This window comes from Bacteroides caecigallinarum (assembly GCF_021530995.1).
Classification (GTDB): domain Bacteria; phylum Bacteroidota; class Bacteroidia; order Bacteroidales; family Bacteroidaceae; genus Phocaeicola; species Phocaeicola faecigallinarum.
Map to the genome: position 1 here is coordinate 1 of NZ_JADYTF010000060.1, position 21,004 is coordinate 21,004.

16 protein-coding genes and 1 pseudogene are annotated in these 21,004 nt (G+C 42.9%); 11 read left to right on the forward strand and 6 right to left on the reverse strand.

Annotation, left to right across the window (positions count from 1 at the left end; all coding sequences use genetic code 11):
* Positions 1 to 271 precede the first annotated feature (271 nt).
* From I6E24_RS09265 to I6E24_RS09280, 4 genes are all read left to right on the forward strand, one after another.
* The gene (locus tag I6E24_RS09265) at positions 272 to 598 is read left to right on the forward strand and encodes a DMT family transporter (RefSeq protein WP_235328137.1); all 327 of its coding nucleotides are present in this window, start codon (positions 272 to 274) and stop codon (positions 596 to 598) included.
* 15 nt (positions 599 to 613) lie between these two features.
* A complete protein-coding gene (locus I6E24_RS09270) occupies positions 614 to 1,816 on the forward strand; it encodes an MFS transporter (protein ID WP_235328164.1) in 1,203 nt (400 codons plus the stop codon).
* A 342-nt stretch (positions 1,817 to 2,158) separates the two neighbouring features.
* On the forward strand, positions 2,159 to 2,641 hold the full coding sequence (locus I6E24_RS09275) for a hypothetical protein (protein WP_235328139.1): 483 nt from the start codon (positions 2,159 to 2,161) through the stop codon (positions 2,639 to 2,641).
* A 292-nt stretch (positions 2,642 to 2,933) separates the two neighbouring features.
* The gene (locus I6E24_RS09280) at positions 2,934 to 3,890 is read left to right on the forward strand and encodes a bile acid:sodium symporter family protein (RefSeq protein WP_235328141.1); all 957 of its coding nucleotides are present in this window, start codon (positions 2,934 to 2,936) and stop codon (positions 3,888 to 3,890) included.
* Between the two features lie 64 nt (positions 3,891 to 3,954).
* Here I6E24_RS09280 and I6E24_RS09285 read toward each other — a convergent pair whose 3' ends face one another.
* Positions 3,955 to 6,249, reverse strand: a complete 2,295-nt coding sequence (locus I6E24_RS09285; protein ID WP_235328143.1) for an inorganic phosphate transporter — start codon at positions 6,247 to 6,249, stop codon at positions 3,955 to 3,957.
* A gap of 240 nt (positions 6,250 to 6,489) precedes the next feature.
* Between I6E24_RS09285 and I6E24_RS09290 the strand changes: the two are divergent.
* The 6 genes and pseudogenes from I6E24_RS09290 to rodA form a co-directional block, all read left to right on the forward strand.
* A pseudogene (locus I6E24_RS09290) lies at positions 6,490 to 7,074 on the forward strand (IMP cyclohydrolase); the annotation flags it as partial.
* Positions 7,075 to 7,184: 110 nt separating this feature from the next.
* The gene (locus tag I6E24_RS09295) at positions 7,185 to 8,207 is read left to right on the forward strand and encodes a rod shape-determining protein (RefSeq protein ID WP_154044964.1); all 1,023 of its coding nucleotides are present in this window, start codon (positions 7,185 to 7,187) and stop codon (positions 8,205 to 8,207) included.
* A 49-nt stretch (positions 8,208 to 8,256) separates the two neighbouring features.
* Positions 8,257 to 9,156 carry a rod shape-determining protein MreC gene (gene mreC, locus I6E24_RS09300; protein WP_235328145.1) on the forward strand — a complete coding sequence of 300 codons (900 nt, stop codon included), beginning with the start codon at positions 8,257 to 8,259 and terminating at the stop codon, positions 9,154 to 9,156.
* A 2-nt stretch (positions 9,157 to 9,158) separates the two neighbouring features.
* Positions 9,159 to 9,662: a rod shape-determining protein MreD gene (locus tag I6E24_RS09305; RefSeq protein WP_235328147.1), complete on the forward strand. Its 504-nt coding sequence runs from the start codon at positions 9,159 to 9,161 to the stop codon at positions 9,660 to 9,662.
* Positions 9,662 to 11,512 carry a penicillin-binding protein 2 gene (gene mrdA / locus I6E24_RS09310; RefSeq protein WP_235328149.1) on the forward strand — a complete coding sequence of 617 codons (1,851 nt, stop codon included), beginning with the start codon at positions 9,662 to 9,664 and terminating at the stop codon, positions 11,510 to 11,512. The genes I6E24_RS09305 and mrdA overlap by 1 nt, the downstream gene beginning before the upstream one ends.
* A complete protein-coding gene (rodA, locus tag I6E24_RS09315) occupies positions 11,493 to 12,965 on the forward strand; it encodes a rod shape-determining protein RodA (RefSeq protein WP_235328151.1) in 1,473 nt (490 codons plus the stop codon). The genes mrdA and rodA overlap by 20 nt, the downstream gene beginning before the upstream one ends.
* Here rodA and I6E24_RS09320 read toward each other — a convergent pair.
* From I6E24_RS09320 to I6E24_RS09340, 5 genes are all read right to left on the reverse strand, one after another.
* Positions 12,903 to 13,385, reverse strand: a complete 483-nt coding sequence (locus tag I6E24_RS09320; RefSeq protein ID WP_235328153.1) for a gliding motility lipoprotein GldH — start codon at positions 13,383 to 13,385, stop codon at positions 12,903 to 12,905. The genes rodA and I6E24_RS09320 overlap by 63 nt on opposite strands.
* A 90-nt stretch (positions 13,386 to 13,475) precedes the next feature.
* Complete coding sequence (locus tag I6E24_RS09325) at positions 13,476 to 14,912, reverse strand: PSP1 domain-containing protein (RefSeq protein ID WP_235328155.1); 1,437 nt, start codon at positions 14,910 to 14,912, stop codon at positions 13,476 to 13,478.
* Between the two features lie 48 nt (positions 14,913 to 14,960).
* Positions 14,961 to 16,118 carry a DNA polymerase III subunit gene (locus I6E24_RS09330; protein ID WP_235328157.1) on the reverse strand — a complete coding sequence of 386 codons (1,158 nt, stop codon included), beginning with the start codon at positions 16,116 to 16,118 and terminating at the stop codon, positions 14,961 to 14,963.
* A gap of 12 nt (positions 16,119 to 16,130) precedes the next feature.
* Entirely contained in the window at positions 16,131 to 17,084 is a 954-nt protein-coding gene (metF, locus tag I6E24_RS09335; RefSeq protein ID WP_235328159.1) for a methylenetetrahydrofolate reductase [NAD(P)H], read from the reverse strand.
* Between the two features lie 110 nt (positions 17,085 to 17,194).
* A complete protein-coding gene (locus I6E24_RS09340; RefSeq protein ID WP_235328161.1) occupies positions 17,195 to 18,478 on the reverse strand; it encodes a phospholipase D-like domain-containing protein in 1,284 nt (427 codons plus the stop codon).
* Positions 18,479 to 18,656: 178 nt separating this feature from the next.
* Between I6E24_RS09340 and I6E24_RS09345 the strand changes: the two genes are divergently transcribed.
* Positions 18,657 to 20,864 (forward strand): heavy metal translocating P-type ATPase, encoded by a 2,208-nt coding sequence (locus I6E24_RS09345; RefSeq protein ID WP_235328163.1) that lies wholly within the window; start codon positions 18,657 to 18,659, stop codon positions 20,862 to 20,864.
* Positions 20,865 to 21,004: the final 140 nt, after the last annotated feature.

Genomic DNA, 21,004 nt, shown 5'->3' on the forward strand with positions numbered 1-21,004 from the left:
CATATTGTCAAGAGGGCTTCGCACCAAACAATTACTCGTAAAGCACGCCTCTTTAGGCTACTGTTGACGGAACAACAGGTTCAGACATCATGCTGAACAATTACTTGTACGACTTCTTGTCGCACGTTATGGTGCAAAATTATAAAATAGCGCACAGAAACAGCTGCTAACGGCTGTTTTTTGTCAAATGCAAAATCCGTTTTTACCAAATGTAAAAAACGGTTAGAAATTACTTGCTTAATTTTGCACCCGAATTTAATAAATCATAGGTATGAATTGGATAATTTTATTTTTTGCAGGATTGTTTGAGGTAAGCCTTACATTCTGCTTGGGAAAAACGAGAGAGGCATCAGGTATTGGTTTTTATCTGTGGGGAAGCGGTTTCTTGGCTTCCACGGTATTGAGTATGGTATTACTTGCCAAAGCGGTTCAGACTTTGCCTTTGGGCACGGCATACGCCATTTGGACGGGTATCGGAGCGGTCGGCACGGTCTTGATTGGGATATTCGTTTTCAAAGAGCCGGCCACTCCCATACGGCTTTTCTTTCTGTTCACGCTCATTGCCTCCTTGATTGGATTGAAAGTTGTGTCATACTGAAAGGAGGAATAAATGATGAAATATGAATTGAGAGAAAACCACGGCATTCCGGCACCTCTGCTGGCTCTGATGGCAGTCGCTACCGGGCTTTCCGTTGCCAACTGCTACTACAACCAGCCTTTGTTGGGCAGCATGGCAAAGGATTTTGGGGTAAGCGACTTTTCTGCCAGCATGGTTGCGACATTGACCCAGATAGGTTATGTAGTCGGACTTGTGTTTGTCATTCCGCTTGGCGATTTGGTTTCACGAAAGCAGCTGATATTGACCAATTATATCATTTCATCGTGCGCATTGCTTGCCATAGCACTTGCCCCTAACATCTATTGGGTGTGGGGCGCATCCTTGCTTGCCGGAGCCTCTTCGGTTATGCCGCAGTTCTTCATCCCGTTGGTGTCTTTCCATTCAGCACCAGCACACAAGGTACGCAACGTGGGGATTATACAGTCCTGTCTGCTCATAGGCATTCTTGGCTCACGGGTGTTAAGTGGTTTCCTGGCTGATATGTGTGGATGGCGTTCCGTCTATTTTGTGGCTTGTGTGTTTATGCTCGGATGCTTTCTTATGATTTACAAGATGCTTCCCGTTCTGCCTGCTCGTTCACGTGAAAATTATGCGGGTCTGATGAAATCCTTGTTGCGTCTGCTTGCCAAATACCCGTACTTGCGTATCGCTTCGTTGAGGGCGGCATTGGCTTATGGCTCGTTCTTTGCGTTGTGGAGTTGCCTTGCTTTCCGGATGAAGCAAGAGCCTTTCTTTGCGAGTGACGATATTATCGGCGCACTCGGTTTGTGCGGATTGGCAGGTGCATCCACGGTGGTTTTCATCAGCGGCTATATCCAAAAGTATGGCGCAAGGTTCTTCTCTATTGTCGGAGGATGTGTGGTATTGGCTGCATGGTTCTTGGCATTTTGGGGGAATGCCAGCTATGTGTGGATGATAGTCGCTATCCTGTTGATTGATGCAGGAATGCAATGCATCCATCTGTCCAATCAGACCAGCGTGGTAGCCCTCGATGCATCCGCCATCAACCGTGTCAATACCGTTTATATGACCATCTACTTCCTGGGCGGTTCTGCTGGTACGTTCGTTTCAGGTCTGTTTTGGCAACATTACGGATGGGCAGGCGTGGTAGGAGTAGGAGTTGCCTTTACCGTGGCTTCCTTGTTCGTTAATTGCTTCCAACCAAGACTGCATAAGGATGAATGCTCAATATTCTGACTAAAATAATTTTTGGAATGATCCTTTCAGTCTGAATATTTTTCATACCTTTGTACCGTAAGAGTTTCCCAAACAAGCAAAGCGATGCAGACCACGGCAATCAGGACGGTTGCCAGCTCATTACCCCCAAACGAGGTAATTCTTCTAACTCTCTTGATTTCAAAGAGGTATATTCCTTATACAGATTTACGGAAAATTTGTGTAAAAGCCATCAGATTTCAACATATTAACACTAAATGGCGGCGGAACGATAAGACGGAACGAGAATTTTCATGGCTTCGCAACATGTGTATTAAGATAAATCATTTAACTTTGTAAACGAAACAAAACAGGCGGAAGCGGATGGAAAAAATAAAGGACCTAATCGTAAAGCATGTCTGGAGCCGGCCTCTGCGGCACCGGCCAGAAGACTCGTTCATACTCCGTATAGTAAGGAATTTTTGTCAGTTTATACTGCTGATTTCCCTTTTTGTCCTGATTTATGCCTTTATCGTTACGCTCGGATGGATTAAGGGAGCGGCTATGTCACTCATATCCGTTGCCTGCTCGGCGGTCTATTGGCTGACGACGAGCTATCTTGGCAGGCTGTCTTCAGGCTGGATAAAGAAGCCGATGCTGGCCAAAGCTTTTGCCTACGGCGTAAGGGCAGCCGTCAGTCTTGCCTTAATATTTTGGTTATTCGACTTTTTCCTTCAATCCGGAGCCGTGGGAAACATGACAAATACGATGCTCTTCAGTTATGCGACAACCTTTCTCAGCATATACGAGATTTCCTGTTTCAGCCAGTGCGCCTTTTATATTATATCTTACTTCATTGATAAATAGCTGTCCCGACGGCGGCAGGAGGGCACGTGCTTGAAGGTAATGGACCAACCGGCCGTAAGCTGTTAAAATCAGGCCGGAATAATTGGTACAAAATTTTATTTGGTATATTGTTTGCTTCTCAAAAGAAAGTGCTAATTTTGCAAATAGAACAAGAGTTGTTTGACAGAAATACACCGTATATCACAGAATTTGCGACTGTTGCCAAGTCATTACCTCCGTCTTTGAAGAACGCTCGTAAATAGCTTATTTCTAATGTATTCCTATCTTAATATCGTTTTTTTTACACAAAATCATGAGTTTTATTCGATTTATTAAGAATTGGACACTTCCGATAGCTATGGCTCTTGGAGTGATTCTATATTTTGTTTATGTGAATATCCCGTTTCTGGAACCTACAAAACCATTTGTGGAACATGCCGTGGCTGTAGTCCAGCCAATGCTGATTTTCATGATGCTTTTTCTCACTTTTTGCAAGGTGGATATAAGCGAACTCAAGCCATGCAAGTGGCATATAGTATTGCTTCTCATACAGAGTATTTCGTTTATTCTTCTTGCCGGAGTTCTGTATATATTTCCTGAAATGCATTCCAGAATATTGGTAGAGGGAGCAATGTTGTGTCTTATCTGTCCCACGGCTACTGCCGCTGCTGTAGTGACAGGGAAGCTGGGTGGTAGTGCTGCGCACCTCACTTCGTATACCATTCTTATAAATCTGGTAACTGCTTTTCTGGTTCCGCTTGTAGTCCCTGTCATACATCCGCATGTAGGAGTAGGTTTTATTTCTTCGTTTCTGATGATTCTTGGCAAGGTATTTCCGCTTCTGCTGTTTCCGTTCATTTTGGCAGTTCTGCTGCGCTATCTATCTCCTAAACTCCATTCCTTTATAGGGAAGTATCACGGGCTGTCATTTTATCTCTGGGCTATAGCACTTACGCTTGCAATAGCTGTAACCGTGAAGAGTATTGTACACAGCGATGTATCCTTATGGTATCAGGTAGGACTGGCCCTGGTGTCGTGTGTAGCCTGTTTCCTTCAGTTTTATGTAGGAAAGAAAGTGGGACGGAAATATGACGATACCATAAGTGCCGGACAGGCATTGGGGCAGAAAAATACAGTGCTTGCCATATGGATGGGATATACGTTCTTTACTCCCGTTACGGCTGTGGCTGCCGGTTTCTACAGTGTATGGCATAATGTGTTCAATTCATATCAGCTTTATCTTAAGCGTAAAGAAGAGGAAAATAAATAAAAAAACGGCTGTTCCGGAGTCTTCCGGATGCAGCCGTTTGCGATAATTGTGTGTGTTTATCAGCTTATGCTTTACTGTCCATTATACCCATTTGAGGTATTTCTTGTGGAACATAGTCGCCTTGGAAGAATCGGCTGGCACGCAGCAAGTGTCTCCATACACTAACCAATTCCTGTGTTTCCTGCAATATGTTCAAATATACCATTGAAGCTTTAAGACTTCTGTTATCGGCTTCCTGCATGTGGTTCATTTGATTCTTGCGCAGAGCCGAAATCTTGTTTTTCAGTTCGTCGCCTTTCTTCAGGATATCGTCAGCCTCAGAATAATTGTTATTGATGATGGCATTACGAGTACGATCCATCAGTCCGCACAATTCTTCTCTGATAGGAAGGAATTCAGCCACATCGTCTTTTCTTACAGGGTTGAAATTGTTGTCGACGTGCTCTTTACATGGTTCGCATATGCGTTTGAGACAGTACAACATTTCTTCGCAACTGTTTGTTCCAAGGTGGAACCATGTGTTCTTTTCTATTGCTATGGTGATAGGAATACGTCTCAGACCAAGTATTTCCTTACGGCGACGTTTCTTCAGAAGCTTGCGTTGTTCGTCTGTTTCGTTGAGCGACTTCTTCAGCATTCTCAAGTCCTCATTTATGAAGCCGTCAGTCATCTTGACGTATGCGTCTTTACTGAACTCTATGTAGCTTGTAAGAGTTTCCTGTACATGTTCGCGGAGCAATGCAAGAGTTTCGTTTTTGTCCTTGCTTGTCATCATACGCTTGAACAGGTCGTCCTGCTTTTCAGCTTTTTCTTTCTTGCTGTATACGATGTTGCTGCGTACAAGGAGGAATACAGCCAGAGCTATGAATGCCACCATACCTACTATGTTTGTATAGAACATTATCACTGTAACAATAGCACATGCAGTGAAAGCTACGAATGCAGTGATGAACCATCCACCGATAACGGAAAGCATACCAGTGATACGGTAAACAGCGCTTTCACGTCCCCATGCACGGTCGGACAGTGATGTACCCATAGCCACGATGAATGTAACGTATGTAGTAGAAAGAGGAAGTTTCATTGTTGTACCCATGATGATGAGCAGACCAGAAAGAACGAGGTTTACGGCTGCACGGATAAGGTCGAATGCAGCACCGTTCTCAAGGATAACTTCATCTTTATTGAATCGGCTGTTTATCCAGTTTCTTACATTTGCAGGGATAACTCTAACCAAGAATTCGTTTATGCTTGTAGCGCGACGAACTATCGTACGTGCAAGGCCTGATGAACCGAACATTTCGTCACCTTCTTCCTGGCGTGCAAGGTCAACGGAAGTCTTGATTACGTTTTTAGCTTTCTTTGAAGTAGCAAGCGCATAAACCATTATGATACCGGAAGCTACAAGGAATATCAATGGAGTCTTAGCAGACGACATCAGTGATTCCATCATGAATCCGTCTACGCCTATACCATTTGAATTGGCTACATAGTCAGTATATGCAGAATAACCTGCCAAAGGTACACCTATAAAGTTTACAAGGTCATTACCTGCAAATGCAAGAGCCAAAGAGAAAGTACCGAGGAGAACTATTATTTTCAGAACGTTCACCTTGCACCAGTGCAGGATTTGCATGAATATTGTGAAGAAAACAAAGCATCCTGTCACTAGTATTGCTGTATTGGCATCTATCCATGCCATTACTTCCGGAGTAATGAAAGGAGCTGTCTTAAGTCCTTTTATAAGAATAAAGTAAGAAAGAGAAGTTACAGCTATACCACCGAAAATACCTATAGTCCAGGAAAGGTTCTTTTTATAGTTGAAGCTGAATATAAGACGGGAAATATACTGTACGAATGTACCGGCTATGAAGGCAATGGCTACCGAAAGGAATATACCCAAAATTACAGACAACGCTTTTTCTGTGTTGAGCAAATCGCCCAGTGTGAGTCCGCTTTCGTCGGAGATAAGTTTAAGAAGTGCAAGAATCAAAGTACCTCCCAATAGCTCGAACACCATAGATACTGTGGTTGAAGTAGGAAGCCCCAGGGTGTTGAACACGTCCAGTAGCACCACGTCCGTTACCATTACAGCCAGGAGGATACACATTATTTCGTAGAATGAGAAATTGTCCGGTTGGAATATCCCGTGGCGGGCTATGTCCATCATACCGTTACTGAGCACCGCTCCTGCAAATACACCTATTGCAGCTACGATAATGATAGTCTTGAATTTTGCAACTTTAGCTCCTACAGCGGAGTTCATAAAATTCACGGCATCGTTACTGACTCCGACCATCAGGTCGAACACTGCCAGCATAAACAGGAATATTACAATTCCCAAATAAATAGTTTCCATAAAAAATAATTAAGCTTTGATTTTTCGTGTGCAAATATCGGTAATTTAATTCTAAATATATGTTACAAACATGTTACAAATTCCAGTGGCGTAAAAAAATACACTATGCAGTGTTCTATAGTTATTTGAATTGATTTATTTATGTTTTCTCCCATAAAAAAACAATATTTCATATTTATATACTATGATTATTTATCTTATTTAGTAAATTTGTAGCCGAAATCTAAAAATACAATAGCAATGTCAGAGTCAAAGAAAATTAAGACCGCGCTTATTTCGGTTTATCACAAGGACGGTTTGGATGCGATTATTGCCAAACTGCATGAGGAAGGCGTACAGTTCCTGAGCACTGGTGGAACTCGTCAGTTTATTGAATCATTGGGTTATCCATGTTTGGCTGTAGAAGATATTACTACTTATCCATCTATTCTGGGTGGCAGAGTCAAGACTCTTCATCCGAAAATTTTTGGAGGAATTCTTTGTCGTAGAGAACTAGAGGGAGACCGTAAGCAGGTAGAACAATATGAAATACCTGAAATAGATTTGGTTATTGTAGACCTTTATCCGTTTGAAGCTACAGTCGCTTCAGGAGCAAGCGAACAGGATATTATTGAAAAAATAGATATAGGTGGTATCTCGCTTATTCGTGCTGCTGCTAAGAATTTCAACGATGTTGTTATCGTTGCAAGCAAGGAACAGTATCCTACACTGCAGAACATCCTTAACGAGAGAGGTGCTGTAACTACTCGTGATGAAAGAAAGGCTCTTGCACGCGAAGCGTTTGGAGTTTCTTCTCATTATGATACCGCAATACACGCTTACTTTGCAGAAAATACTAAATAATATATCATATAAATTTTATGGTGGAAGGGTTAGCATGTCGTGATTATGACGTGCTAATCCTTATGCCATATTAATAAACAATGACCTAAAAGATGGGTTTATTCTCTTTTACACAGGAAATAGCGATGGACCTTGGCACAGCCAATACCATCATTATAAGTAATAATAAAATAGTAGTTGACGAACCTTCGGTGGTGGCTTTGGACAGACGTACAGAGAAGATGATTGCAGTGGGTGAACGTGCAAAACTTATGTACGAAAAGGAGAATCCTAATATACGCACCGTGCGTCCGTTGCGCGACGGTGTGATTGCCGACTTCAACGCCTGCGAGCAGATGATGCGCGGACTTATCAAGAAGGTTAATCCAGGAAAAAGACTCTTTACTCCTTCACTCAGAATGGTTATCGGAGTACCTTCAGGTTCTACTGAAGTGGAATTGCGTGCTGTGCGCGATAGTGCCGAACATGCTGGTGGACGTGATGTGTATCTGCTTTTCGAACCTATGGCTGCTGCTATCGGTATCGGTCTGGATGTTGAGGCTCCGGAAGGTAACATGATTGTGGATATAGGTGGTGGTTCTACTGAGATTGCGGTGATTTCGCTCGGTGGTATAGTGTCGAACAACTCTATTCGTATTGCAGGTGATGATCTTACTGCTGATATTCAAGAATACATGAGCCGCCAGCATAATGTGAAGGTGAGCGAGCGTATGGCTGAACGTATTAAAATACATGTGGGTGCAGCTCTGACTGACCTTGGAGATGAGGCTCCTGAAGATTATATCGTGCGCGGTCCTAATCGTATCACTGCTCTTCCTATGGAGGTGCCTGTGTGCTATCAGGAGATAGCCCATTGTCTTGAGAAGAGTATTGCCAAGATTGAAACTGCAATCTTGAGTGCTCTTGAAAATACTCCTCCTGAACTGTATGCTGATATTGTAAACAATGGTATATATCTTGCCGGAGGTGGTGCTTTGCTGAGAGGATTGTCTAAACGTCTGACAGATAAAATTAATATTCAGTTCCATGTGGCGGAAGACCCATTGCTTAGTGTTGCAAAGGGTACTGGAATCGCGCTTAAGAATGTTGACCGTTTCTCATTCCTGATGCGTTGATTTGCTGTTTTGCCTTTCGCCTTTATGATGAATGCTTAAATAGTATTAAGTGCGTAACATATTAGATTTTTTAATCAAATATTCTCATTGGACACTGTTTGTATTGCTCCAATTGCTGGCTGCAATATTACTGTTCAGGTTTAATAGCTTTCAGGGAAGTGTGTGGTTTACCTCTGCATCCGAAGTGACAGCTTCTGTTACGAAGGTTGCGGCGGAGGTGACGCACTACTTTGGACTTGAAAAGATGAATCGTGACCTTACTGAACGTAATGTTTATCTTATGCAGCAACTGGAATATTATAAAGAATTAGTAGGCGAAAAGAAGTATGACAATGACAGCCTGATGGTAATTCAGGGTATGCAAACGATGGTAAGAACAGATTCGTCGGTTGTTGTGATTAAGAATCCGCCTACTATGATGGACCGTTCGTTTGTGGTTTGTCCGGCAAGGGTTGTAAATATCAGTGTCAGACGCCTTGACAATTATATGGCTATCGACAAAGGTGAATCTAGCGGTGTACGTACTGGTATGGGCGTAATCAGCGGAATGGGAGTGGTTGGTATAGTGTGTCGCACTTCAGAAAATTATTCGCTGGTACTTCCTGTAATAAACTCAGGAAGCAGTATCAGCTGTAAGATTGCGCGTACGGACTATTTCGGTTTCCTTAAATGGGAGGGTGGTGATCCTCTTACTGCTTTTATGACTGATGTTCCAAGACATGCGGAATATGAAATAGGTGATACGGTTGTGACAAGTGGGCACAGTACTGTATTTATAGAAGGAATACCTGTAGGTACTGTAGCGTCGAAAGACGAAAGCGACGATGAAATGTCGTATACATTGGAGATACGTCTCTTTACTGATTTTGGAAGACTGAATGATGTGTATGTGATGGCTTTGCCTCCACGCGAGGAACTGAAAGAACTGGAAAAAGACATAAAATACTGAATATGACTTCTACATGGGTAAATAAGATAAAATGGTTTGTCATACTTGTTTTGATTCAAGGGGTGATAATAAGTCAGGTACAGGTGTCACGATACGCTGTACCATTGCTTTATGTAGTGTTTATTCTGAAGCTTCCTTCTGATACCGGCAGAAAATCTTTATTATTCTATTCATTTCTTATAGGATTGTGTGTTGATGTGTTTGGAAATACCCCAGGACTTAATGCCACAGCTTCGATATGGTTGGCTATGGCCAGACCGCAGTTGCTCAGATGGCAGACATCGCGCGATGCGGCAGAAACTTTTGTGCCCGGAATAAAGTCTATGCGTATCGCGCCCTATTTCAGATATGTATTTCCTTCAGTATTGTTACACTCTGCCGTGTTGAATGTAGTTGATGCTTTTTCAATATCCAAGACTACGGATATAGCCATTGCTACTTTGGCTGATACTGTTGTCACTGTAGTGTTGATAATGATAATTGAATTTCTAGGGAGGAAAAAATAGTGAAACGTGATTATCAACTGGAAAAAAGAAAATATGTTCTCGGAGGAGTTATTATCCTTATTGTTCTGGTTTTTATCATACGTTTGTTTACTCTGCAGATAATGAGTGATGATTATAAACGTTATGCTGACAGTAATGCTCTCCTTCAACGGATCAAATATCCTCCTCGTGGATTGATATATGACCGTCAGGGACGTTTGCTTGTATTCAATCAGCCTGCATACGATATTACGGTAGTCATGAAAGAGATTGAAAAGTTTGATACTCTTGAGTTGGCTACATCGCTTGGAGTTACCAAGAATTTTCTTGTCAAGCGCTTTAATGACATGCGTAACCGTCGCCTTAATCCGGGATATTCAAGATATACACATCAGGTTTTGCTCACGCAGCTTTCTTCAGAGGATTGTGCCGTATTTCGCGAAAAGCTTTTCAATTTCCCTGGTTTTTATATTCAGGCCAGAACCGTAAGACAGTACGGATATGATTGTGGAGCTCATATTCTTGGAGATATAGCCGAAGTATCTAAAGGTGAGATAGAAGACGATCCATACTACAAACGAGGGGACTTTATTGGTAAACTTGGTGTAGAACGTTCGTATGAAACTCAGTTAAGAGGAGAGAAAGGGGTGGAGATACTTCTTCGTGATGCTCACGGAAGAATTCAGGGAAACTATATGAACGGTAGTTTAGATAAGGCACCTGTTGCGGGAAAGAATCTCAAGTTGAGTCTCGACATAGAATTACAAGCCCTTGGAGAAAGACTGTTGGAGGGGAAGATTGGAAGTATAGTTGCCATAGAGCCTTCAACAGGAGAAGTTTTGTGTCTCGTTTCATCTCCATCATATAATCCTCATCTTATGGCGGGCAGACATAGGGGAGAAAATCATCTGAAACTTTCTGTTGACCCCTGGAAACCATTGCTGAACCGTGCCATTATGGGTACTTATCCGCCCGGTTCCACGTTCAAGACTTCGCAGGCTCTTACTTTTCTCCAGGAAGGTATTATAAATACAGAAACACAATATCCATGTTCGCACGGCTTTATTTTCAGGGGATTGCGCGTAGGTTGTCATGCCCACGGCTCTCCGCTGTCTGTTGTACCGGCTCTGGCTACTTCGTGCAACGCTTATTTCTGTTGGGGACTGTATTATATGATAGGCGCGCGCAGTAAATATGGCTCAGTTCAGAATGCCATGAATACTTGGCGAGACTATATGGTGTCAATGGGATTCGGGTATCCATTGGGTATAGACTTGCCTGGAGAGAAACGTGGTATGATTCCTAATGCAGCATTCTATGACAAAGCTTACCGTGGTTCATGGAACGGACTGACTATTATAAGTATTTCCATTGGGCAGGGTGAGGTGACGCTTACACCGCTACAGATTGCCAACCTCGGTGCAACTATAGCTAACAGAGGCTATTACATAACTCCACATGTGGTCAAGGAAATTGAGGGAGATCAGCTTGACAAAAAGTATACAGAAAAGCATTATACTAAAGTCGACCGTTCGCATTATGACGAAGTGGTGCAAGGAATGCGTGCTGCAGTTTTGGGAGGAACATGTCGAGGTGCTAATATGCCGGATATAGAAGTGTGTGGAAAGACTGGTACAGCTCAGAATAAAGGTAAAGACCACTCTGCATTTATGGGCTTTGCTCCAATGGATAATCCAAAGATAGCTATAGCTGTCTATGTGGAGAATGGAGGTTTCGGTGCCGTTTACGGAGTGCCTATAGGTAAATTAATGATGGAGAAATATCTTAAAGGCGAACTTTCGCCACAAAGTCAATTACAGGCTGAGGAGATACAGAAACGAAGAATCAATTATGGCTTACAGGAAAGATAGTATATTTAAGAATGTTGACTGGTGGACCATACTTTTGTATGTGTTGCTGGTCGTTTGCGGATGGTTCAGTATCTGTGGGGCGAGTTATGATTATGGTGATCCTAATTTCCTGGATTTCGGTTTGCGTTCCGGGAAACAGCTTATGTGGATAGCCTGCTCGTTCGGACTTGCTACTGTAATATTGTCTTTGGACCACCGTTTCTTCGATACTTACGCTTTTCTGATATTTGGCATCCTGCTTTTGCTTCTTTTTGCCACTATATTCAATCCGAATGAGATTAAAGGATCCAAATCCTGGATTGTTCTTGGCCCAGTCAGCATACAGCCGGCTGAGTTTGCCAAATTCGGTACGGCATTGGCTCTTGCTAAGTTTATGGGCGAATATACCTATTCATTGTCGAACAGGAAACATTTTATGGCAACTCTTGCCATAATACTGCTTCCTATGTTCCTGATTATAATGCAGAAGGAAACAGGTTCTGCATTGGTATATCTTTCATTCTTTCTGATGTTATACCGTGAGGGTATGCCTGGTGCAATATTGTTTGCAGGAGTTTGTGCCGTAGTATACTTTATAGTCGGTATAAAGTTTTCTATAGTTCCTATGGCCGATGAAGTTACTCCGTGGGGAGAGTTTGCAGTACTTTCTCTTATAATTATACTGACATCCGGACTAATATGGGTTTATTGCAAGACAGGAAGAAGACTCGCTTTGACTATATTGGGAGTTGGTTTGTCTGGTATTATTTTAGGAGTATTATTCTCTTTCTATGTAATACCTTTCAATATGGTATACATGTTGCTGGTTATGGTAGGTGTACTGTTCCTAACTATGATAGTATTTTTTCTACGTGAGAGAATTTACAGTTATCTCTACATATCTTTCTTTGTTATAGGTTCGGCTGTTTTCTTGTTTTCTACCGATTATGTTTTTGCAAAGGTGCTTGAACCTCATCAGAAGGTCAGAATAGAAGTGTTGTTGGGAATGAAGGACGACCCATCGGGAGCGGGTTACAATGTTAATCAGAGTAAGATAGCCATTGGTTCCGGAGGATTATTAGGAAAAGGTTTTCTTAACGGTACTCAAACAAAGCTTAAATATGTTCCTGAACAGGATACTGACTTTATCTTTTGTACAGTTGGAGAAGAACAGGGATTTTTGGGCTCTTCAGTAGTGCTTATACTGTATCTTTCACTCATTTTGCGTCTTATATATCTTGCGGAGCGTCAGCCTACAAGGTTTGCACGGGTCTATGGTTACTGTGTGATGAGTATTTTCTTTTTCCACTTGTTTATAAATGTAGGAATGGTTCTGGGGCTTACACCGGTTATCGGTATTCCTTTACCTTTCTTCAGCTATGGAGGTTCGTCTTTATGGGGATTTACGATTCTACTTTTTGTCTTCCTCAGGATTGATGCTGCGAGATATGGAAATTCCGATGTCGGTTATTGATGGCAGGATGAATCCTTTCATTATGTGGCATATTTTTATTACTGAGTCCGAGATTTCTCTGTAGTCGAATAAAGGGCCGTCTGATTCGTATTGATAATATCCGCTTGCAGTTCCGTTTCCGTTCCAGTTGCCTCGTTCGTTAGCCAGATACAGGTGTACTGTGTCGCTTTTTTCCTTATCAGGCAATGATACAGACAACCATAAGTCGCGGTATGGATAGCTCACGGTATGTCTTACTCCTATTTTTGTACTGTAGATTCCTGTGTCAAGACTGTCGTTAAGTGTGAAGAATATAGTGTCTGTTCTTTTCCACCCATTTCCCTCTATGGGATAATAACGGTGATAAACGGTATTGGTGGAACATGATGCTAATATAGCACATATCGCAATGAATATGTATTTATGTGATATGACAGACATATTTCCTTTATTGAATGGTGGAATAAATAATTTTAGCTATAAATGACATATAGGCAGAGGTGTTTCCTCTGCCTGTTATATTATTGTTGGTTATTGTGGCAAATTCTCAACATTGGCTTTTCCCTCTGGTTGGCGCTGTTGGTTGTTCTGTTTAGGCTTTTGTTCACCCTGGTTTCCTCCGCTCTGCTGTCGCCTGTTAGGGTTGTTTCCTCTGTTTTTGTTGCGTTGGTTTCTAGGTCTGTTGTCAGCAGGTTTAGCCTGTTCGTTGTTTTCTTTCTGCTGTTGTTGCTGAGGCTGTTGTTTTTCCTGCTGTTTGTCTTGTTGCTGTTGTTGTTTTGGTTGAGACTTAGGTCCCTTGTTCTGAGGCTTTTCTGCCACAGCCTTTTCGCTGGCAGCTTGTCCCGCCTCATTCGGTTGTTGAGGCTGTCCTCCTTTATTCTTTTTCTTTTTGTTTTTTGAGTTTTTATTTTTGTCAAATCTTGTCAGACTCTCCTGTTCAAGAAGGTCTTTAGGTTTGCGTTCTTCTTTAGGAATTTCGCTGCCTTCAAGCTTTTCAGGTTTTTCTCCGCGACGGTTCATGTTGATGATTTCGAATGCCCTGCGTGCACTGATAGTGCATTCGTTGGCCAGGAAGCTCTTGTCTGTACTGTATGTTATTGTACCTCCAAGGATGTCAGCCTTGAAATAATAGTAAGTGGCATCGGCTGTTTCCAGCTCGATTTCCTTGCTAGGCAATCTTTTCTGGCATTCCACGTAGGCATCCACTTCATAGTTGAGACAGCATTTCAGTTTTGCACACTGTCCTGCCAGTTTCTGCGGGTTCAAAGATATGTCCTGATATCTTGCAGCGCTTGTAGATACTGATATGAAACTTGTCATCCATGTGGCACAGCACAGTTCTCTTCCACATGGCCCGATTCCTCCTATTCTTCCGGCTTCCTGGCGGGCACCAATCTGTTTCATCTCTATACGCACCTTGAATGCTTCTGCCAGAACTTTGATAAGCTGTCTGAAGTCTACACGTTCGTCGGCTATATAGTAGAATATAGCTTTGTTTCCATCACCCTGATATTCCACGTCACCGATTTTCATCTTAAGTCCGAGGTCTTCCGCTATCTTGCGTGAACGTATCATGGTCTGGTGTTCGCGCGACTTGGCCTCTTCGTATTTTTCCATGTCCACCGGTTTAGCCTTACGGTAAACGCGCTTGATTTCAGCGTCTGGGCGTATGTTGGCCTTTTTCATCTGTAGCGGAACAAGGCGTCCTGTCAGAGTTACTGTACCTATGTCGTGTCCCGGACTGGCTTCTACAGCCACTATATCGCCTTTCATCAGTGGCAGGCGATTACTGTTTTTATAATATCCTTTTCTGGTGTTCTTGAACTGTACCTCCACCATGTCCTGTTCGTCGGCATTCCCTGGAATGTCGGCCATCCAGTCGTATGTATTCAGCTTGTTGTCCTGTCTTCCGCAACCACTGCATGCAAGGCAACCGCTACCGTTTTTCAGTTTATATTCGTTGTCCATACTTTATATATGTTTATTATCGGCTATCATTTGTCAAACCGGTGTATATTATCTGTTTTTAATTAAGACTATCATTCTCACTGCCAGGTCGAAGAAAACCATTCTCGGGTTAACATTCTGCTCTATATGTGTTATGGCCTCTTCTATCAGTTCTTCTATACCGCAAACATTTTTTTCGTTTATGAACGGAGCGAACCTGACAGCAAAAGCAGCCTCTTCGCGGTTCATGTAATTCAAGTCCGGCATTCTGAAATTTGCCATGAAATTCTCGCGTATCATTCTCGATGCGTATCTGAGGAAAATCTTCTGTCTTTCCCTTCCTCTTGACGCCATTTGCTCACTCCAGTCCTTGAGCGAACGTATGTCGCGACGCCATGCCTGACGCATCAGAGTGGTGAAACTGTCAAAGCAGGCTTTCTCCTCATCACCCAGGCTTATGTTCTGCATAGCCTGTAGTACGCTTCCTTCCGACAGGCGTGCTATGTCCAGAGCGTCAGTTTCAGTCAGTCCGAACTTATCTGAAAGATATTTTGCCAGTATACCTTGTTCTATTGGAACAAGATTTATCCTCTGTGTTCTTCCTGCCAGTGTGGGAAGTACATATTCAGGTTCTTCGCTCACCATGATGAACAGTGTTTTCTCCGGTGGCTCTTCTACCAGTTTCAGAAGCTTGTTGGCACACTCGGCATTCATCTTTTCCGACAGCCATATTATAGCCACTTTATAACCTCCCATCGATGATTTAAGCGATAGTTTTCGCTGAATCTCGTTACTTTCAGAGGTGTATATAAGCGGTTGTTTGTTTGGGTCGCCCATATCTCCGCACCAGTTGGCAAGCGAGAAATAAGGCGAACGTTTCAGTCTCTGTCTCCATTCCGGCAGCCAGTCGTCCGATATCACAGACGAGCCGTCCTTTTTCCTGATTACCGGGAAGACGAAATGTATATCAGGATGCTCCAGCTTGTCGGCCATACGGCATGACATACATTCACCGCATGAATCATTGTCCGATGGATTAGTGCAACACACATACCGCGCAAGCGCCATGGCAAATGGAAGCTTTCCGCAACCGGATGGACCGCAAACCATTATGGCATGTGGAAGTCTTCCCGCACGCATGGTCTGTAAAATCATGCTTACGGCTTCCTGCTGGCCAATAACAGAGGCGAATCCGCCATTTTTTCCTGTATGTATGCTGTTCATCATTTCTTTATGATATTAATATATAGCTTTAGCTATTTTTGCTATTGAGTCTACGGCTCCCACAGAGTAAAAATGAATACTTGGTACCCCGTGTGCCATAAGTTCCTTGCACTGGTTTATAGTCCATTCGCATCCCAGTGCAGCCACCTCTTCGTCGGATTTGCATTTTCTCACTTCCGAGGCGAGTGCTTCCGGCAGGTCAATCTTGAAAGTTCTTGGCAGTACATTCAGCTGAGCCATCTTCTTCAGTGGTTTTATTCCTGGAATGATAGGTACGTTTATGCCAGCCTTGCGTGCCTTGTCCACAAAATCAAAATATTTCTCATTGTCGAAAAACATCTGTGTCACGGCATACTGCGCTCCGGCTTCCACTTTCTGCTGAAGCCAGTACAGGTCTCTTTCTGCATTTGGCGATTCCTCATGCTTCTCCGGATAGCAGGCTACACCATAACAGAACTGAGGCGGAAGCTTGTCCATCTCTTTTCCGTCGAAGAAGAATCCCTGATTATATTTGTTGATTTGATGTTGCAGGTCTATCGCGTGTGCATGTCCGCCATCTTCCGGAGTGAAACTCTTCTGATGTGGAGCTTTGTCGCCTCTCAACACGAGCAGATCTGATATGCCTAGAAACTGCAAGTCAATAAGAGTATATTCTGTTTCTTCCGGAGTATATCCGCTGCACAGCATATGTGGAACCACTGTCACTCCGTATTTGGCCTTGATGGCTGCGGCTACGGCTACAGTACCCGGGCGTCTTCTGGTAAGCTTACGGCAGTACATCCCGTTCGGTTCGGGCATATAGACATATTCGCTGCGATGGGTTGTTATATTGATGTATTTTGGATTATAAGGCAGCAGTGTCTCGATGTCGGACATCAGCTTATCTATTCCAGCGCCTTTAAGCGGAGGAAGTATTTCGAATGAGAAAGCTGTTTTATTCTCGGCATTTATCAAATCTATTACGCTCATGTTTTATCCTATATTTGTATGTATTGTTTACAATGGAGACAAATTTAGGAAAAAAAACGGACATAATGGTATTGACATTCCAATTTTCTACAAATAGCTTTGTCCGAAAGTTATATGACAGGTGTGAGCAGGTGTGCAAACCATCCGACGAAGTTTCTCCATGTCCCTCTTTTCCGGTAATATTCTTTTGTCATCTTCTCACTGTTCTTCTTGTCGTTACGGTATATCTCGTCCAGCTCCCAAGTGGTTTGGAGGTCGAAAATAAAGGCATTGATTTCGTAGTCGTATTTCAGGCTCCTGCTGTTCAGGTTTGTGCTGCCCACTGTACAGAAACGGTCGTCCACAGTCATTACTTTAGTGTGATGAAATCCTCCCTTGTAGAGATATATATGAGCTCCGGCTTTTCTGAACTTGTTTGCATAGTAGAATCCGCCGTCGGGTGTAAACGAGATGTCACATTTTTCTGAAATCATGATTTCTACCCTTATACCTCTTTTCAAAGCTCTGTATATGGCTTTACGGACGCTCCTTGTTGGAGTGAAGTAAGGTGTAACTATGCGTATATGATGCTCTGCTGCATCCATGGCTTCGATGTATGCCCTTCGCACAGCATCCGGTGTCTTGTGTGGAACCCTCTGTACTATAGCTACTTGCTTGCCTAATTGCTTTGGCGTATAAGTACTGTCCATACCATACGGGAAATATGTATCTCCGCCAATATTCTGTTTCGTCTCCTTGTTCCAAACATGCAGGAATGCCTTCTGAAGTCCGCTCACTGCCGGTCCTTCTATGCATATATGCATGTCCCTCCATGGACCTATTCCCGGCAGACCGTTAATGTAGTAGTCGGCAATGTTCATTCCTCCGGTAAATCCTGTCTTACCGTCTATAATCACAATTTTCTGATGGTCTCTGCTGAACACATGATTTATATACGGAAATTTTATCGGGTCGAATCTGATTATTTCTATCCCTCTGTCGTTCAGCATTTTCAGATGTTCCTTTCTTAGCGGTCTGTTGTTCGACAGGTTTCCGAAATCATCGAACATGGCTCTAACCTTTACTCCTTCTTGGGCTTTTTCCGCCAGCAGGGTGAAGATCTCTTTTGCTATTGAGTCGCTTCTGAAATTGAAATATTCCAGATGAATGTGTTTCTTGGCTTTTCTTATCGCTTCGAACAGGTTTTCGAATTTTATTCTTCCGCTTGGAAGCAGTTCTATTTCGTTATTGTTATAAATTGGGATTTCCCTTTCCTGCAAGTATCTTGCAAAGATTGAATCTGACGGTAAGTATTCTTCTCCGGTTACTTCATTTTCCGGGACTGATGCCGATATGTTACCTATAGAATAGATTATCAGAAGTATTATTGTTAAAATATAAAACCTTGAATTCATACTAAAATCGAATCTTGGGATGCAAAAATAGTCATTATGTATTATATAACAAAATACTAGGTGGATTTGACTACAAATTACGTAAATAATACATAAATTATGTCATGATTGAAGTGGTATGTTTATTGATAAGAGTGGTAAATTGAATATCTTTGCGTCCGAAAAAATAAGGTGACAAATGGCTTCGAACATTAATAAAAAGAATTTTCCCGTTCTAGGGATGAGTTGTGCAGGATGTTCTGCAAGAGTGGAAAAAACATTGAACAAGCAACCCGGAATAATCAGTGCTTCGGTAAATCTGGCGGCGGCAATGGCTACGGTGGAGTATAATGCTGATGAATGTACTCCGGAGCAATTAAAGGAAGCTGTTCAGAAAATAGGATTCGATCTTATTATCGAAGAAAAGAAAGAGGTGCAGAAAGAGGCTGAGGAAGTTCGTAAGAATCATTATAAGGCATTGAAAATAAAGACCCTTCTGGCTATAATACTGGCTCTTCCCGTATCGGTGATAGCAATGTTCTTTCATGACATGCCATACGCCTCATATATTATGGCTGTACTTTCGGCTATAGTCGTTTTCGGGCTAGGAAACGGATTTTTCGTCAATGCCTTCAAACTTCTTACGAAAGGTGGCGCAAATATGGATACACTTGTAGCCTTGAGCACCGGTATTTCCTTCCTTTTCAGCATGTTCAATATGTTCTTCCCGGAGTATCTTCTACGTCATGGAATAACTCCTCATGTATATTTCGAAGCGGCATCTATGATAGTAGCCTTTATCCTTCTGGGACGTACATTGGAGGACAGGGCAAAAGGAAACACTGCCGAGGCAATAAAGAAACTTATGGGACTTCAGCCCAAGAAGGTGACGGTGATGCGGAACGGTACGGAGATGGAGACAGATATTGATATGCTCATGGTCGGCGATACTGTAGTGGTGAAGCCGGGCGAACGTATTGCTGTAGACGGTGCTGTGGTTTACGGTTCGTCATACGTTGACGAAAGTATGTTGAGTGGTGAGCCTGTTGCCGTGCTGAAAGAGAAAGGTTCAAAGGTCTTTGCCGGAACTATCAACCAAAAGGGAAGTTTCAGATTTGTGGCAGAGAAGGTGGGCAGTGAGACCGTTTTGGCGCAAATCATCAAAATGGTTCAGGATGCTCAGGGTAGCAAGGCACCTGTCCAGAAACTCGTAGATAAGGTGGCTGGAATATTCGTTCCGATTATTATATCAATAGCTTTACTCTCGTTCGTTCTTTGGGTGACACTCGATACTGAAAGCGGACTTACCCACGGTTTTCTTGCTGCCGTTACAGTGCTTGTTGTTGCTTGTCCGTGTGCATTGGGACTCGCTACACCAACAGCCATTATGGTAGGTATAGGTAAGGGAGCCGAGATGGGGATACTGATTAAGGATGCCGACAGTCTGGAGATAGCACGTAAGGTTGACACCATCGTTCTCGACAAGACAGGAACCATTACAGAAGGCAAACCGGTGGTTACAGATTGGATATGGAGCAACGAGACAGAAGATGTAAAACGCATATTGTGCGGACTTGAGAAACACTCCGAACACCCGTTGGCTATGGCTGTAGTGCAGGGAATAGGAACAGAGCCGGCTGAGATAACTGGTTTTGAAAGCATAACAGGTCAGGGAGTAAAAGGCATTTGTGACGGCAAAACTTATATAGCCGGAAACAGACGTTTGATTTCGTCTTGCGGCATCGTGATTTCTGAAGAAATGGAAGAGCAGGCATCAACACTTGCCGCGCAGGGAAAGACTGTGATATGGTTTGCCGATAATGAGAAAGTATTGTGCCTGTGTGCCATAACAGACAAAATGAAAGAATCGTCCGCTGCGGCAATATCCAGACTGAAGAGTATGGGTATAAAAGTAGTGATGCTTACGGGAGATGCCGATGCTCCTGCACGTTATATGGCAGGACTGTCTGGAGTGGACGAATATAAAGCGGAAGTCACTCCACAGCAGAAGGCTGAGTTTATCAGGACACTCCGTTCCCAGGGCAGGGTAGTGGCAATGGCCGGCGACGGTATAAACGACAGTGCCGCCCTTGCTGAGGCTGATTTGAGTATTGCCATGGGTAAGGGTAGCGATATCGCCATGGATGTGGCAAAAGTGACTATTATATCTTCCAACCTGGAGAAGATTGCAGACACTATTGGTCTTTCGCGTCATACGGTACGTACAATCCGTCAGAATCTGTTCTGGGCGTTTATATATAATATAATAGGTGTCCCTGTAGCTGCAGGTGTCTTATATCCTATAAACGGTTTTCTTCTCAATCCTATGATTGCCAGTGCTGCCATGGCGATGAGCAGTGTAAGTGTGGTTACCAACAGTCTGAGGTTGAGAAAAGCCAGACTATGATATCTTCCAACAAGCAGGGCTGACGCATTACTTAATAAACTGATAATCAACCTAAGTTTGATAAACTCAATGATAAAATCTATTTATAAATACTTTTTTCTTTACTTTTGTCCAATATTTTCAAGTTAAAAACATCCAAT